The 14,369-nt window shown below is 69.2% G+C and carries 13 protein-coding genes and 13 tRNA genes; 5 read left to right on the top strand and 21 right to left on the bottom strand.

From position 1 onward, the window contains the following. The first annotated feature begins 32 nt into the window (after positions 1 to 32). The 3 genes from HS104_27515 to HS104_27505 all read left to right on the top strand — a co-directional run bounded on the left by HS104_27515 (position 33) and on the right by HS104_27505 (position 4,772). Entirely contained in the window at positions 33 to 1,922 is a 1,890-nt protein-coding gene (locus HS104_27515; GenBank protein MBE7483701.1) for a molybdopterin-dependent oxidoreductase, read from the top strand. A gap of 214 nt (positions 1,923 to 2,136) precedes the next feature. After that, a complete protein-coding gene (locus HS104_27510) occupies positions 2,137 to 3,921 on the top strand; it encodes an NAD(P)H-dependent oxidoreductase subunit E (protein MBE7483700.1) in 1,785 nt (594 codons plus the stop codon). A 2-nt stretch (positions 3,922 to 3,923) separates the two neighbouring features. Next, positions 3,924 to 4,772 carry a (2Fe-2S)-binding protein gene (locus HS104_27505; protein ID MBE7483699.1) on the top strand — a complete coding sequence of 283 codons (849 nt, stop codon included), beginning with the start codon at positions 3,924 to 3,926 and terminating at the stop codon, positions 4,770 to 4,772. Here HS104_27505 and HS104_27500 read toward each other — a convergent pair. Then, positions 4,769 to 5,566: a MerR family transcriptional regulator gene (locus HS104_27500; GenBank protein ID MBE7483698.1), complete on the bottom strand. Its 798-nt coding sequence runs from the start codon at positions 5,564 to 5,566 to the stop codon at positions 4,769 to 4,771. The genes HS104_27505 and HS104_27500 overlap by 4 nt on opposite strands. Continuing rightward, complete coding sequence (locus HS104_27495; protein MBE7483697.1) at positions 5,566 to 6,711, bottom strand: acyl-CoA desaturase; 1,146 nt, start codon at positions 6,709 to 6,711, stop codon at positions 5,566 to 5,568. Before HS104_27495 ends, HS104_27500 begins: the two co-directional genes overlap by 1 nt. Before the next feature lie 175 nt (positions 6,712 to 6,886). Between HS104_27495 and HS104_27490 the strand changes: the two genes are divergently transcribed. Both HS104_27490 and HS104_27485 read left to right on the top strand, forming a co-directional pair. Next, positions 6,887 to 7,651 carry an autotransporter domain-containing protein gene (locus tag HS104_27490; GenBank protein ID MBE7483696.1) on the top strand — a complete coding sequence of 255 codons (765 nt, stop codon included), beginning with the start codon at positions 6,887 to 6,889 and terminating at the stop codon, positions 7,649 to 7,651. Between the two features lie 15 nt (positions 7,652 to 7,666). After that, positions 7,667 to 8,677, top strand: coding sequence for a pirin family protein (locus HS104_27485; GenBank protein ID MBE7483695.1), 1,011 nt, complete (start codon positions 7,667 to 7,669; stop codon positions 8,675 to 8,677). A gap of 220 nt (positions 8,678 to 8,897) precedes the next feature. Here HS104_27485 and HS104_27480 read toward each other — a convergent pair whose 3' ends face one another. From HS104_27480 to HS104_27390, 19 genes are all read right to left on the bottom strand, one after another. After that, positions 8,898 to 9,593, bottom strand: a complete 696-nt coding sequence (locus HS104_27480; protein MBE7483694.1) for a hypothetical protein — start codon at positions 9,591 to 9,593, stop codon at positions 8,898 to 8,900. A gap of 92 nt (positions 9,594 to 9,685) precedes the next feature. Continuing rightward, the gene (locus HS104_27475) at positions 9,686 to 10,594 is read right to left on the bottom strand and encodes a slipin family protein (GenBank protein ID MBE7483693.1); all 909 of its coding nucleotides are present in this window, start codon (positions 10,592 to 10,594) and stop codon (positions 9,686 to 9,688) included. A 181-nt stretch (positions 10,595 to 10,775) separates the two neighbouring features. Beyond that, positions 10,776 to 10,847, bottom strand: a tRNA-Cys gene (locus HS104_27470). Between the two features lie 364 nt (positions 10,848 to 11,211). Next, positions 11,212 to 11,298, bottom strand: a tRNA-Leu gene (locus HS104_27465). Between the two features lie 103 nt (positions 11,299 to 11,401). Further along, positions 11,402 to 11,473, bottom strand: a tRNA-Gln gene (locus HS104_27460). Positions 11,474 to 11,627: 154 nt separating this feature from the next. Then, positions 11,628 to 11,701, bottom strand: a tRNA-Val gene (locus HS104_27455). A 1-nt stretch (position 11,702) separates the two neighbouring features. Beyond that, a tRNA-Arg gene (locus HS104_27450) sits at positions 11,703 to 11,776 on the bottom strand. A 97-nt stretch (positions 11,777 to 11,873) separates the two neighbouring features. Then, positions 11,874 to 12,158, bottom strand: a complete 285-nt coding sequence (locus HS104_27445; GenBank protein MBE7483692.1) for a hypothetical protein — start codon at positions 12,156 to 12,158, stop codon at positions 11,874 to 11,876. A gap of 93 nt (positions 12,159 to 12,251) precedes the next feature. Continuing rightward, positions 12,252 to 12,320: transfer RNA gene (locus HS104_27440), tRNA-Trp, on the bottom strand. Between the two features lie 4 nt (positions 12,321 to 12,324). Further along, positions 12,325 to 12,395 (bottom strand) — tRNA-Ala (locus tag HS104_27435). Positions 12,396 to 12,411: 16 nt separating this feature from the next. After that, positions 12,412 to 12,484 (bottom strand) — tRNA-His (locus HS104_27430). A gap of 2 nt (positions 12,485 to 12,486) precedes the next feature. Continuing rightward, positions 12,487 to 12,559: transfer RNA gene (locus HS104_27425), tRNA-Phe, on the bottom strand. 9 nt (positions 12,560 to 12,568) lie between these two features. Then, positions 12,569 to 12,640, bottom strand: a tRNA-Glu gene (locus HS104_27420). Positions 12,641 to 12,645: 5 nt separating this feature from the next. Continuing rightward, positions 12,646 to 12,716: transfer RNA gene (locus tag HS104_27415), tRNA-Thr, on the bottom strand. 5 nt (positions 12,717 to 12,721) lie between these two features. Then, positions 12,722 to 12,796 (bottom strand) — tRNA-Asn (locus HS104_27410). 169 nt (positions 12,797 to 12,965) lie between these two features. After that, a tRNA-Pro gene (locus tag HS104_27405) sits at positions 12,966 to 13,040 on the bottom strand. 117 nt (positions 13,041 to 13,157) lie between these two features. Then, entirely contained in the window at positions 13,158 to 13,730 is a 573-nt protein-coding gene (locus HS104_27400; GenBank protein MBE7483691.1) for a ThiF family adenylyltransferase, read from the bottom strand. A gap of 14 nt (positions 13,731 to 13,744) precedes the next feature. Next, the gene (locus HS104_27395) at positions 13,745 to 13,996 is read right to left on the bottom strand and encodes a hypothetical protein (protein ID MBE7483690.1); all 252 of its coding nucleotides are present in this window, start codon (positions 13,994 to 13,996) and stop codon (positions 13,745 to 13,747) included. A 1-nt stretch (position 13,997) separates the two neighbouring features. Beyond that, positions 13,998 to 14,369, bottom strand: a complete 372-nt coding sequence (locus HS104_27390; protein ID MBE7483689.1) for a hypothetical protein — start codon at positions 14,367 to 14,369, stop codon at positions 13,998 to 14,000.

Genomic DNA, 14,369 nt, shown 5'->3' with positions numbered 1-14,369 from the left:
CGGCCCCTATGATTTTCAGCGAGAGGTGAACTTTGAAGCACGGCTTGCCCCGACTGACTCGGCCGCTGGTGAAGGACGCGGGGAAGCTCCGCGCGGCGACGTGGGACGAGGCGCTCGACCGCGCCGCCGTGGGGATCCGCGCGGCAGTGGATCGCCACGGGCCCCGGACCTTCGGCATGTTCAGCTGCTCGAAGGCGACCAACGAGGTGAACTTCGTCGCGCAGAAGCTCGCGCGCCTCGCCATCGGCAGCAACAACATCGACAGCTGCAATCGAACGTGACACGCCCCTAGCGTCGTCGGTCTGGCGACGGTCTTCGGAGCGGGTGGCGGGACGAGCTCCTACCGCGAGGTGGAGGAGGCGGACGTCATCCTGCTCTGGGGCTCCAACGCAAGAGAGACGCACCCCATCTTCTTCCACCACGTGCTGCGCGCGGTGCGCCGCGGGGCGAAGCTCTACGTGATCGACCCGCGCCGCACTGCCTCGGCTCAGTGGGCCGACGGCCATCTGCCGCTCCGCGTCGGCACCGACATCGCGCTTTCGAACGCAGTGGCCCGCGTGATCCTGGAGGAGGGTCTCGAGAACCGCGCCTTCGTCGCGCGGGCGACGCAACACTTCGACGAGTACCGCGCCTCGGTCCAGGGCTGGACCCTGGAGCGCGCGGAGCGCGAGACGGGGGTGCCGGCGGAGCTGATCGTGCGAATGGCTCGCGACTACGCGCGGGCGGACAAGGCCCAGATCTGCTGGACGCTCGGCATCACCGAGCACCACAACGCCGTGGACAACGTGCTCGCGCTGATCAACCTCGGCCTGCTCACCGGGCACGTCGGCCGCGCCGGCTCCGGGCTGAACCCGCTGCGCGGGCAGAACAACGTGCAGGGCGGCGGCGACATGGGCGCCCTGCCGCACAAGCTGGCGGGCTTCCAGGACGTCGAAGACGACGCGGTCCGCGCCAAGTTCGAGGCGGTTTGGGGCGCGAAGATCCCGCCCAAGAAGGGCTGGCACCTGACCGAAATGTTCGAGGCCATGGAGCGGAAGGAGCTCACGGCCCTGTACGTGCTCGGCGAGAACCCGGCGCAGTCCGAGGCCGACTCGCACCGCGCGATGAAGCTGCTCACGGGGCTCGAGCTCATCGTGGCGCAGGACATCTTCCTGACCAAGACCGCCGAGCTCGCCGACGTGGTCTTGCCGGCATCCGCCGCTTGGTGCGAGTCCGACGGCACCGTGACCAACAGCGAGCGTCGCGTGCAGCGTGTGCGGCGCGCCGTGCCGCCTCCCGACGGCGCGCGCGACGACATCGAGATCCTGTGCGAGCTGTCCCGGCGCCTGGGCCGGGACCTCGGCAGCCCCACGCCGGAGGAGATCTGGAACGAAGTACGCCAGGTGAGCCCGATGCACGCCGGCATGAGCTACGCGCGTCTCGAAGAGCTCGGCGGGATCCAGTGGCCGTGCTGGGACGAGCAGCACCCGGGCGAGCCGTTCCTCCACGGCCGGCTCTGGGAGGAGCCCGTGCGAGGCCCGCTGGCGCCGTTCTCGGTTGTGGAGCAGGTGCCGCCGGTGGACGCCCTCGACGACGAGTATCCGCTCCGCCTCACCACCGGACGCCGGCTCGACTCCTACAACACCGGCGTGCAGAGCGGCGCCATGGCCTCGCCGCTCCGCATGGGGGAGACCATCGACCTGCACCCCGACGACGCGCGGCGCCTCGGCGTCGCTGCCGGTGACGAGGTGCGCGTGCGCTCGCGGCGCGGCGCGGTGGTGGCGCCGGTGCGCCTCGACGCCGGGCTCCAGCCCGGGCTGGTCTTCATGACCTTCCACTTCCCCGACCAGGTGGACACCAACCTCCTGACCATCGACGCCACCGATCCCAAGAGCGGCACCGCGGAGTTCAAGGCCGCGGCGGTGCGGATAGAGCGAATCTAAGATCGACCCGGACGGTCTTGGCTCGATCAGATCTCGATCAGCAAGAGTAGCGAGAACCCACGAGAATGAGCGGCGAGGCCGGCGGATGCCTCCTCGCGGGCACGGGCGGGCCGCGCGTCTCCCGCCGGTCACTCTCTGCAGGCGACCACCAGGAAGCCCGGCTCTGGCGGCGTTTCCGGAGCGCTCGACGCGTGTCTAGAGTATCGTCTTCGCCGTGGATCTGCGCGCCCTGGAAGCCCCACCGAGCGACGAAGAGCGTGCGGCCGTGGACGCGGTGCTCGGCGCGACCGAGCCGGAGGCCACGACCCCGCTCGCCGTCGCGCGCTCTCGGCGCCACCTGCTCTTGCCGGCGCTGCACGCGGCGCAAGGGCGAGTCGGCTGGGTGTCGCCCGGCGCCCTCGGCTACATCTGCCGGCGACTCGCGGTGCCGCCGGCGGAGGGCTTCGGCGTGGCCAGCTTCTACGCGCTCTTCGCCCTTGCCGAGCGCCCCCCCGTGGCGCTGCACGTGTGCGACGACATCGCGTGCAAGATGGCGGGGGCAGACGCGATCGTCGCGGGTCTCGCGGGCGAGCAGCGCGTCCACCGGAGCCCGTGCCTGGGCTTGTGCGAGCAAGCGCCCGCGGCGCTCTACACCCGCGCCGGCGAGCGCCCCGTAGAGCGAGGCCTCGGCCAGCTCACGCTGGCGCGGGCGAGCGATCTCCTGGCGCGCGGCGAGCCGGGCCACGACTCGCACGCTGCCCTGCCCCAAGCGGGCGAGCCGGGCCTGCGCCTGCTCGCGCGCGTTGGCGTCGTCGATCCGTCGAGCCTGGACGACTACCGCGCGCGCGGGGGCTACCGCGCGCTGCGCCTGGCCCTGGAGATGGGCCCCCTCGAGGTGATTCGCGCGCTAACCGAGTCGGGACTCGTCGGGCGGGGCGGCGCGGCCTTCCCCACCGGCAAGAAGTGGGATGCGGTGGCGCACGCGCCGGCACGGCCGCACTACGTCGTCTGCAACGCCGATGAGTCCGAGCCCGGCACCTTCAAGGATCGCGTGCTCATGGAGCAGGATCCCTTCGCGCTGGTCGAGGCCATGACCATCGCGGGCGTGACCGTCGGCGCGGAGCGCGGCTACCTGTACGTGCGGGCGGAGTATCCGCTCGCTGCCGAGCGCTTGCAGCGCGCCATCGATCTGAGCCGCGCGCGCGGGCTGCTCGGCGACGACGTGTTGGGCCGGGGCGTGCGCTTCGAGCTGGAGATCCGCCGCGGCGCAGGCGCCTACATCTGCGGCGAGGAGACGGCCCTGTTCAACTCGCTGGAGGGCTTCCGCGGCGAGCCCCGCAGCAAGCCGCCGTTCCCCGTCGAGGTCGGCCTGTTCGGCAAGCCGACGGTGGTGAACAACGTCGAGACGCTGGTCAACGTGCCGTTCATCGTCGAGCACGGCGCGGCTGCCTATCGCAGCGCGGGCACGGCGGGCTCGCCGGGCACGCGCTTGTTCTGCGTGTCGGGGCGCGTCGAGAAGCCCGGTCTGTACGAGCTGCCGTTCGGCGTCACGCTCTCGGCGCTGCTCGAGCGCGCGGGTGGCGTGGCCGCCGGCAAGGCTCTTGGCGGTATCCTGCTCGGCGGCGCGGCGGGCAGCTTCGTCGGCAAGGAGTCATTGGAGCTGCCGCTGACCTTCGAGGACACTCGCAGGGCCGGGGTCACGCTGGGCTCGGGCGTCGTGCTCGTGCTCGACGACAGCGTCGACCTCGGACCGCTGCTCCTGCGCATCGCGGCGTTCTTCCGCGAGGAGTCCTGCGGGCAGTGCGTGCCGTGTCGGGTCGGCACGGTGCGACAAGAAGAGCTGGTCACGCGCCTGGTGAAGAAGCAGCCCCAAGGCGGCCTCGACGCCGAGCTCGCGCTGCTCGGTGAGCTCGGCCAGGCGATGCGCGACGCCTCCATCTGCGGCCTCGGGCAGACGGCGTCGAGCGCCATCGAGTCCGCCGTCCAGCGCCTGGGCGCCCTTCGCGGAGGGCGCCCGTGACCGTGCGCCTGCCCCTCTTGCCGGAGCGCCAGGTCGAGCTCAGCGTGGACGGCACCCCGGTCAGCGTGCGCGAGGGAGCCACCCTGCTCGATGCGTGTCGCAAGCTCGGCATCGACGTGCCGACGCTGTGCCACGCGCCGAACCTGACCCCGGTCAACGTCTGCCGCATCTGCGTGGTCGAGCTGGAAGGGGCGCGCACGCTGGTGCCGGCCTGCTCGCGCAAGGCGGAGGCCGGCATGGTCGTCAAGACGGACAGCGAGCGCGTGCGCCTGTCGCGCAAGCTGGTGATGGAGCTGCTCGGCTCGAGCGTGGACCTCTCCACGGCGCCGGAGGCGCAGCGCTACGCTGAACGCTACGGCGCCGATCCGGCCCGCTTCGGCAGCGAGCGGAGGACCCTCGAGCAGCCGGTCAAGGTGGACAACGAGCTCTTCGTGCGCGACTACGCCAAGTGCTTGCTCTGCTACAAGTGCGTGGAGGCGTGCGGCGCGGACGCGCAGAACACCTTCGCCATCGCGGTGGCCGACCGAGGCTTCGGCGCGCGCATCGCCACCGAGCTGGACGTGCCGCTACCGGACTCCGCCTGCGTGTTCTGCGGCAACTGCATCGGCGTGTGCCCCACCGGCGCGCTGATGTTCAAGTCCGAGCACGACATGCGCGCCTCCGGCACCTGGGACGAGAGTGCGCAGACCAAGACCGACACCGTGTGCCCGTATTGCGGCGTGGGCTGCGTGATCACGCTGCACGCGCAAGCTGGCCAGATCGTCAAGGCGACCTCGCCCCACGACTCCGAGGTGACCGACGGCCACCTGTGCATCAAGGGTCGCTTCGGCTGGAGCTTCGTCAGGGGCTAACGCCCGCGGCGTCTGCGACGCGCCGGCAGCTTGGCCAGCTTGCCGTTCTCGATGGCGTCGCGCAGGACGCGCTCCATCTCCTGACCGAACACGATGCGTACGGCCTCGATGCCGGTCGGACGCAGCTCCTCGAGCAGGCGAGGCCAGTCGCCGTCGGGCGGCGGCTCGACGTGGCCCCGCTCCGCCTGCTTGAAGAACAGCGCCGCGAGCTCCTTGGCGACACGACCCAGGTGCTTGCGCAGGATGGCCTCGCCCGCGAGCGCGGCCTCGAGGTCCACCCCGTTCTGCTCCAGACGGAGCGCGATGGAGAGCAGTCCCGGGCTCCGCACCAGGTACACGTCTCCCTGCCGCTGCACTACGCGCAGGCGCAGGAGATCGGCGAGGAGACCCGCTCGGGGCTTGCCGGCGAGCTCCCCGAGCTCCTTCTCGGTCATGGTGCGGGGCTGATCATTGGCCCAGGAGGCGGTGAGCTGGGCTTCGAGTCCCAGCCACTCGCCGACGTCCACCTCGCCGCGGTCGACCCGCGTGAGCAGCGCGCGGATGGCGTCGATGCGCAGGCCGCGGTCCTGCAGCTTGGCGATGAGCTTCAGGCGTTCGACGTGCTCGGCGCGGTAGTACGCGACACGACCATGCTTCTCCGGCGCCGGCAGCACCCCCTTCGACTGGTAGAAGCGGATGGTCCGGCTCGGGACCTCGGACTCTGCGGCGAGCTCGTCGATGGTGTACTGACCGGCCTCGGGCACGTCTTCGTCCAATACTCCTCTTGCCTCGGGGAGGGGTAGCGCTACTTCCATCACATCGCTCCCAGTACGGCGCGGGTCGCGCCCAGCGTGCCGCGGTCTCGGCTCAGGTCACGGATCCAGGCGACAGCCTTGCCCAGGGTGCGGCCCCAGCTGTCGGTACGGTAGGTCACTCCGTGCGCCGCGCAGAGCGCGCGGACCTCGGGCGCGATCTGGCGCAGGCGCTCGGGTGGCAGCTTCGGGAACAGGTGGTGCTCGATCTGCCGGTCGAGGCCGCCGCAGAGCACGCTCACCGGCCAGCTCACCTCGAAGTTGTTGCTGGCCTCGACCTGCATCGCGTACCACTCGCCCTTGCCGCGGGCCTTGGTGCCGGCGGGGTAGCTCTGGGTCTCGCTGCCGACGTGGCCGCAGAAGATGGTGGCGGCGGAGTACACGTCGCGCAGCGTCTCGGCCAGCCAGTTGCCCAGCATCACCTTCCAGAAGAAGGGACCCGCCAGCGCGGGAAACAGCAGGTACTCCTTGGCGTAGTAGGGCACGTACTTGCGCAGCGCGCGCCGCCACGCCAGCCGCCGGCTCTCTGGCGAGCGGTCGGGCAAGAAGTCGAGGCGCCTCTCCAGGCCGTTGTCGAAGTAGAGATCGTTCAGCCCGGTGAAGTGCAGGTTCATCAGGAAGCCGAAGTTCGGGAACAGCACCAGGAGCGCGAACGGCAACTGCCAGCGATTGCGCCGAGCCCAGGGCGTCTGCTCGGTCAGTCGGATCGGCCCGAAGTGAATGTCCGGGTCGCGCCCGGCGACGTTGGTGTTGCCGTGATGCCGGCCGTTGTGCCCGAGCCGCCAGGACTCTTCGTCGATGGGCGTCTGCCAGCGGAAGCTCTCCGAGCGAAAGCGTGCGGGCACCGGCAGCTTGTCGTAGGCACCGTGCAGGGCGGTGTGCCCGATCTCGGTCGCTTGGAGCTGCTTGTGCAGCCAGAGCGCGATCACTCCGGCGCCGAAGCTCACGGGCTCGAAGCTCACGTGGATGAGCACCCGGCCCACCACCTCGCAAGCGCGGCTCACGGCGTCCATGCGCCGGAGCCGCTTCACATCGGTCTCGCCCATCTCCGCTTCGACCCGCGCCTTCAGGCGGTCGAGCTCTCGGCCAAACTCCGCGAATCTCTCCGGGTCGCGCTGGCGCAGCACGACCGTGTCAGTCGTCGACATGACAAACGTCTCCTTCTCGGGGCCCCCGCCCCGCCGGGGCTCGGGCCAGTTGGCGGCCACGAGCAACTGCGCCAGTAATAACCGTAACAGTATGAACTGTCAATCTGGAATTTGGAACGCTCGTCTGCCCCGTGTAGGTTGGAGCTGCCCTCGTCGGGCGAGGAGTGGTGGGCCCATGAAGACCAGCGTCAGCGTCTCGATCATCGCCATTGTGTCGTCGTTTGCTGGGCTCGCCCTGGCTCAGGGGGAGGCGCCGCCCCCACCGCCGGAGGCGCCCCCGGCCGCAGAGGCCCCGGCTCCGCCGGCCGCCGCGCCGGCGCCTGCACCGGCACCGGCACCCGCACCGCCACCGCCACCGCCGGCAGATCCAGAGGCCGGGGGTGCTCACACGCACGACGGCTTCTACTTCCGCATGGGACTGAACTTCGGGCCCATCATCATGAAGGAGAACCTCGAGGGTGGGGGTGCCACCGGCCCCGACATCAAGTACAGCGGCCTTCACACCGGCCTCGACCTCATGTTCGGCGGCTCGCCGGCGCCGGGTTTGGCCATCGGCGGTGCGCTGATAACGGGCTGGACCTCAGACCCCAAGGTCGAGCTCGGCGGTCAGAGCAATGACGCGAAGGGCACCCTGATCTTCTCGGGCGTCGCTCTGTTCGGCGACTACTACCTGGACCCGCACAAGGGCCTGCACATCTTGGGTATGCTCGGCTTCTCGTCCGTGGACTTCATCCCAGACGAAGGCAGCAACAGCGGGAAAAGCCCCTCCGGTATCATGTTCGGCGCCGGAGTCGGCTACGACTTCTGGATCGGCAACGAGTGGAGCGTCGGTCCCGTCGGGCGCGTGATCTACTCGTCGATGAGCGCCGAGGAGAGCGGGATCACCGACAAGGTGAGCTACCTCTACCCCAGCATCGGGGTGGCCTTCACGCTGCACTGAACTAAGTTTCGCCGCATGGCGAGAGACGTGCTCGAGACCCTCCCCCTGGGTTTTCCCTGGGTCACCGCGGATCCGTTCCTGTTCTGCGTCCACCACGACGACGCGTATCCGGCGGGGAACGAGCAGTTCGGTCCCAAGGCCTCGCTGGCTGGCCGGAACCTGGGCCAGGATTTCGAGCTCCGGGACGGCTTCCGCATGTACCACGGCGAGGTCGTGCCCGGCTTCCCGCAGCACCCTCACCGGGGCTTCGAGACCGTGACCATCGTGCGGCGCGGGCTCATCGACCACTCGGACTCGCTGGGAGCCGCGGCGCGCTTCGGCTCCGGTGACGTCCAGTGGCTCACGGCCGGTGGGGGCATCGTGCACTCGGAGATGTTCCCGCTCCTGAACCCCGACGCGCCGAACCCCGTCGAGCTGTTCCAGATCTGGCTCAACCTGCCGCGAGCCGACAAGATGGTCGAGCCGCACTTCTCGATGCTCTGGAGCCGGGACATCCCGGTCAACACGCTCACGGACGCTGCGGGTAAGCAGACCGAGGTCAGCGTGGTGGCGGGCTCCCTCGACGGGCGCCGCGCACCGCCGCCGCCGCCGCACTCCTGGGCGTCTCGAGCCGACTCCGACGTCGCCATCTGGACGATTCGCATGCAGGCCGGGGCGCGTTTCTCGCTCCCACCGGCTGCGGGTCAGGACACGCTGCGCACGCTCTACTTCTTCGTCGGCAAGGACCTGCGCATCGGTGCGGACGCGCTCGAGCGACACGCCGCCGCCGTGGTCCGGAGCGACTCGACGCTCGAGCTCGTGGCCAGCGACGCCACCGAAATCCTGATGCTCCAGGGACGGCCCATCGGCGAGCCGGTGGTGCAGCACGGGCCCTTCGTGATGAATTCCCGGGCCGAAATCCAGCAGGCCATCGCCGACTACCAGCGCACGCGGTTCGGCGGCTGGCCCTGGCCGAAAGACGACCCGGTCCACGGCCGCGAGGGTCGCTTCGCCCGACACGCCGACGGGCGCACGGAGCGCGTCTAGCAGGGGGTGTCCCCGGTTCGGTGTGCGACCGGGGGGCTCGATTCGCGCCGCTCGGCGGTCGCCGCGGAATCACTTGAACAGTCTGGTCATGATCAGATCTCGATCCGCCAATGAGGCGTGAGTGCGAAAACCGGCCGGGGCCGGCGCCCGGCCGGTTCGACCGAACGGAAGGGTCGCGTGGCGTCTGCTGCCGCCAGCGGAGCGCGAATTAGGAACGCGTCTAGTTGGGCGGCTCGTCCTCGCGCACCGACAGATCCGCCACGAAGGCCGGAAGGGGCATCGCGACCGGCCGTGCCACCAAGAGCGTGGGCGTGCGCTCGAAGCGCCACTCGCAGCCGGCGAGATCGAACGGCTCGTCGGGCGTGAACACGCCGGCGGCGAGCCCGGACACGACCGCGTCCAGCACGCCCACCAGCGTGTGCTCGTGCGCTTCGTCGACCCCGACGGACGGGATGGCGACATCGGGCAGCCCGAGCTTTGCCATGCCGAGCGTGCGAGCCTCCGTATCGAAGAGCGTGTAGCTCACGTGGTTGGCGATCTCCGGCTGGCAGGAGCCCGCCATCTCCTCGGCGTCGAGCACGCGCTCCGCAAGGGAGTCGAGCACCCAGCCGCCGGACGCCTCGGCGATGGTCGCCGCGACCTGAATGGCGGCCTGGAGGTGTGAGTCGTGCTCCGGCCGATTCGGGGGCGCGACGCGGACCCGATACAGCATGGCCGCCCGCTCGAGGTCCGCCAGCACCTCCGGCTCGACCTGGCCTTCGAGCCAGACCGGCAGCGCAAACTCTCCGGGGGAGTCCGCCCTCGAGATGGCCCCGAGGCTGAGCCAGCCGGGTGCCCCCTCGATCACGGTCTCCGGGCCGACGATGGGCTCCGCGAGCGCGCTCCAGATTTCGAAGGTGACGTCGATGCCGCCCATGACGGGCGGTCTAGTCGTCGCAGGCCCGCCCGTCGAGGGGCAGCGGGGCCCGGGGCCGAGGGCGCCCCGGGCCGCGTGTCCGTTGGTGGGTCTCACGACACACCGCGCTTCGCGTCGGACTCGCCGTCGCCCAGCAACGTCGAGCCCGCCGGCGCCCGGAGGCCGATCGCGAAGCGACCACCCGCGTGCGCCATGTCGGTCAGCGTCTGCAGCTCGCGGAGCTTCAGGAGCTCCGGGTTCTGCCGCAGCGCCGTCGCCTGCTCGAGCTCGAGCGCCAGCTTGAGCTGGGCCCGCTCGCGCTCGACCCGCGCGTCCTGGTGCGCCTTCTCCAGGCCGAGCTCCAGGTCGAGCTTCGCCCGAGCGCGCTCGACATCGGCCTGACGCCGCGCCCGCTCGATGTCGTGCTCCATCTGCAACACGGCCTGGTCGCGCGCGGCCTCGGCCTTGATGCGCGCGGACTCGGCGTCCTTCTTGGCGCGGATGATCTCCGCCTCTGCCCGGCGCTCGGTCTCGAGCACCTGGTTCATGATCTCGCGGAGGTTGCCCGGGAAGACCAGGTCCTTCACGTCTGCGCGCAGGATCGCCACGCCGTAGCCGGTGGCCGCGGCACGCACGTCCTCACGCACGGTGTCGGAGATCTCGTTGCGGTCGCTCAGGATGGCCTCGAGCGTGCGGTTCGCCAGGAAGCGCCGCGCGGCGAGCTGCACGTCCTCGTAGATGCGCTCCTCGTAGCCCGCCACGTTGTGCAGCGCCGCCACCGGGTCGACCACCTTGAAATAGACGAGCAGCGAGACCCGGATCGCGACCTTGTCGGCGGTCAGGATCTCCTGGCCCTTCAGCGTGAGCGAGCGCTCGCGCAGGTCGACCAGCTCGATCTTGCGGGAAATCCGCTTGAAGAACGGCTGCGGCAGCCGGTGCTTGCCCGGCTCGAGCACGCGCGCGAAGGCGCCGTCCTGGTAGAGGAGGCCGACGAAGGACTGGGGAACGAGGAACTGATTCATGACACGACTCCTGGTTGAAGAAAGGAAATGGACGGCTCCGGATCCGACGCACTCAGCAAGGTGTCGTACGAGTTCGGGTGGACGACGTGACCTGATCTCTTGGAAGGAGACAGTCGCCCCGATTCGCGATCGGCTCGTGGGGCCGAAGCCGTGATCTTCGGAAAACTCGTGCGACGAGAGGTGGAGACCCGAGCGAGAGTCGAGCTCGCCCACGCGGACTTGCAAACCGCGCCGGCCACCGGGCCATCGGGTCTGAGCGACGAGCGGGGATTGCACCCGCATCTCGAGAGTGGCGCTCTCGGATCCTGCTGTTGGACGATCGTCGCAGAGAGTGGCCAGCGAGCGCGGACGCACTACGACGTGCGCGCCAGCCAGCAGCGGAAGCCGGAGGGCTCGCACCCCACGCCATTCATCGGGCCCCGCGCGGAGGAGCACGGCGACGACGTCTGGCGACGACTCCGACGGGCCAGCGGTCATCGCTGGCCTCGCCAGAATTCGCGTGAGGTGATTCCCTCACTTCCAGATCGTGATCTGATCGTGCCAAGACCGCTCGGCGCGTTCCATGGCGCACACCCGTTAGCAACGGGGTCCGTCCCTGTGGACGGTTCAGCTTCCAGTGCTCGAGGAGAGAGTCGAACTCACACGCCCACCAAGGAGCGCCAGGGTCTGAGCCTGGTGCGTCTGGCCATTTCCGCCACTCGAGCGAAGGGAGGAAGGCGGAGGTCTCGAGCCCCAAACCCCGCAGGGTTCGCGCTGCTTTCGAGGCAGGCCCGGTCCCACGACCGGTTCACCTTCCAAGACGGTCGGTACGGGGACCAGGATTCGAACCTGGACCTGGAGGTTTCAGAGACCTCTGTCCTGCCGTTGGACCATCCCCGCGTGCGGGACCCGAGGATCGAACTCGGCCAGTCCACCTCGTCAGGGTGGTGTCGTCACCAGACGACGCGTCCCGCCTGGACGCTACGCGCGGACTCGAACCGCGACCCGGATCCGTATGAGAGATCGGTCCCGCCTGGGGCGTAGCGAAATCGGGTGCGGGACCCGAGGATCGAACTCGGCTGCTCCACCTCGTGAGGGTGGCGTCGTCACCAGACGAACACGTCCCGCGTGCCCCCGGCAGGACTCGAACCCGCATCGCCTGGTTTAGAAGACCAGCGCCCTTCTCCCTTGGACCACGGGGGCAGCGAGAGTCCGCTCGCCAGGAATCGCACCTGGAGACGGCCTGCGTATCAGACAGGCTGAGGCCACTAGCCTCACGAGCGGCGAGGTCCCACCTCGACTACTTGACGAGCCTGACGCCGAGCTCCTTGCCGTCCACGCTGATCGCGCACTTTCCCTCCAGCTGGGAGAGCCCACCCCAGCTGATGGCGACCCGCACCTCGACCGGCTTGCCGTCGAGCTCGGCGGTCGCGTGGAGCTCACCGAGCCCGATCCACGACCAGGACCGTTTCGCGATCTCGACGCCGTCCCACTCCAGGCTGAAGCCCTTGGTCAGCTCGTTGCGTGACACCACCAGCGCGTGGCCCTCGTGCTCCGCTTCCCAGCGCGTCCCCAGAAGTCCCATGGCCTGGAGCATACAGCGTTCCCACGGGGATTCGAACCCCGATCCCGAGACTGAGAAACTCGGATCCTGACCGTTAGAAGATGGGAACGGAGGCGGGTCCGCGAGGAGTCGAACCTCGGGGGCTGGACTTGGAAACCAGCTGGTCGCCGCGACCACGGACCCAAGGTGGAGCGACCGGGAATCGCACCCGGATCTCTGGTTTGCGACACCAGCATCTTCCTGTTGGACGATCGCCCCTACACATCGAAAACCAGGTGACCGACGAGATTCGAACTCGTGCCTGCAGGGCCACGACCTGCCGTGCGAAACCGCTACACCACGGCCACAGTGCGCCGGGTTGGAATCGAACCAACACCTCTGGTGCTTCAGACCAGCGCTTCCACCAGGTCAGCTTCCGACGCGAATTTCAGCGACCCGTGAGGGACTCGCACCCTCGTCATCGGTTCGAAGGACCGAGATCCTGGCTGCTAGACGAACGGGCCGTCGGAGCCGTCAGTGAGAATCGAACTCACGGTAGACCTCATTACGAAAGAGGGTCCCAGCCATTGGGATGACGGCGGAGGTGGCTGCACGGGAGGGATTCGAACCCCCGGATGCGCGGTTAACAGCCGCGTGCCTTTCCGCTTGGCGACCGTGCAATTCTCATTCGCGTGTTGCCGACGATCGACGTCGGGCGTCAGTGGCGGAGAGAGTGGAGGGCTCGGCCGGCCTCGCCGCCATTCTCGGTGGGGCTACGCCCCACGCCCCGCGTGGGGACCCCAACACCACGCCGCTTCAGTGCCGGTCATTCGCTCATCTCCAAGACAGTCTGGGCGGCAGGATTCGAACCTGCGATCTCCGGTTCCCGAAACCGGCGCTCTTGCCAGGCTGAGCTACGCCCAGAGATTGCCCGTTTTGCGTCCGGGCCAGACGGGCGACGACTCGGCGGTGCGCGGGTGCCGCGTTTCTTGTTGCGGCCTCGGGCTTGGGGAGGGCCCGCGCAGAAGTCGTGCCAGGGTCTCAGGTCTCGCTCACACCAGACAGGCTCACCATGAAGTCGCGCTCGGTGGCGCTCTTCACGAAGTCCTGGATGCTGCGGGCGAGGGTCGCGGTCAGGAGGCCGATCAGCGGCAGGTGCTCGTCCCCCTCGCAGGTGGCTTGCCCCTCGTGATCCTCGGGGTCGGCGACGAAGCGCGCGTCCCAGCGCACCAGTCCGAAGCTGCCGTCGGCAGCCAGGGCCGCGTGGACCAGGGGCTTGCTCTTCGCCCGGCAGAAACCGCTCACGAGCAGTCGGCTCCTCTGGTTGTCGAAGCAATCGACGACCAGATCGGCCTTGTCGAGCAGCGTCTCGACGTTGTCGCCGGTCAGCCGCACACCGAAGGACTCGGCCTTGATGCCGTGGAAGTTCGAGAGCTGGAGCTTGAGCGCCTCGGCCTTGTTCTTGCCGACGCTCGGCTTCACGAAGGCTTGCGACGCCAGGTTCTTGCTCTCCACGCGATCGAAGTCGATGAAGACCAGCGTCGCGTCGAGGTTGCGGCACAACATCGCGGCCGTGGAGCCGAGGGCGCCGACACCGCAAAATACGATGCGCATGTCAGGGCCCCGGCTCACGAGTCCGCGCCAAACGGCACCTTCGGCCGCAAGTAGATGCGCTTCTGGCCCCGCGGGCCGTCGAAGCGGTCCACCACGAAGTAGTCGAAGGCGTTGTCCGACAGGTTCGCGATGTGGAGGCCGCGCAGGCCTCCCGAGCGCACGATCTCCACCGCGAAGCGCCGGACGTCCGCGTCCGACGACCAGTCGTCGATCGGCCGGCCCCAGTCCGCGCTCATGCCGTTGTAGGTGATGTTCAAGATTGCCATGTCATTCCTCCCCGGGTTTTGGGTTGATTCCGGAGGCGAGGCGCAGGAGCGCCGTCCACCAGGGTTCGTTCTCCGAGTCGATGCGGCTGGTGGCGCCGTCTTCGCGGCGGATCATCCCTTCCGGGCTGACCACCGAGAAGCAGAGCTCCTGGCCGAGGGCGCCCTCGAGTGCCTGCATCGTGGTCTCGTCCTCGCTCGAGAACGCCAGGGGGCCGTTCGGGTGACTGTGCGCGAGCTCTTCGAGCTCGGCCCGGTTCTCCCAGATGGCTTCCCAGCGCCGGCGCGAGTCGGGCAGGGCGCTCGGGCTCGTCGAGGCGTCACTCCAGATGAGCGCCCCGCCGCGTCCGATCAAGAAGAAGACTTCCCGTGCCAT

The sequence above is a fragment of the Polyangiaceae bacterium genome (genome assembly GCA_015075635.1).
Lineage (GTDB): Bacteria > Myxococcota_A > Polyangia > Polyangiales > Polyangiaceae > JADJKB01.
The sequence above is the reverse complement of the archived record's forward strand: the minus strand, read 5'-3'. Positions and strand labels throughout refer to the sequence as shown.

Coding starts and splice junctions, on each gene's coding strand:
- HS104_27500 (MBE7483698.1), bottom strand. CDS start 5,566: ATGGAAGTAGCGCTACCCCTCCCCGAGGCAAGAGGAGTATTGGACGAA.
- HS104_27495 (MBE7483697.1), bottom strand. CDS start 6,711: ATGTCGACGACTGACACGGTCGTGCTGCGCCAGCGCGACCCGGAGAGA.
- HS104_27490 (MBE7483696.1), top strand. CDS start 6,887: ATGAAGACCAGCGTCAGCGTCTCGATCATCGCCATTGTGTCGTCGTTT.
- HS104_27485 (MBE7483695.1), top strand. CDS start 7,667: ATGGCGAGAGACGTGCTCGAGACCCTCCCCCTGGGTTTTCCCTGGGTC.
- HS104_27480 (MBE7483694.1), bottom strand. CDS start 9,593: ATGGGCGGCATCGACGTCACCTTCGAAATCTGGAGCGCGCTCGCGGAG.
- HS104_27475 (MBE7483693.1), bottom strand. CDS start 10,594: ATGAATCAGTTCCTCGTTCCCCAGTCCTTCGTCGGCCTCCTCTACCAG.
- HS104_27445 (MBE7483692.1), bottom strand. CDS start 12,158: ATGGGACTTCTGGGGACGCGCTGGGAAGCGGAGCACGAGGGCCACGCG.
- HS104_27400 (MBE7483691.1), bottom strand. CDS start 13,730: ATGCGCATCGTATTTTGCGGTGTCGGCGCCCTCGGCTCCACGGCCGCG.
- HS104_27395 (MBE7483690.1), bottom strand. CDS start 13,996: ATGGCAATCTTGAACATCACCTACAACGGCATGAGCGCGGACTGGGGC.
- HS104_27390 (MBE7483689.1), bottom strand. CDS start 14,369: ATGGCACGGGAAGTCTTCTTCTTGATCGGACGCGGCGGGGCGCTCATC.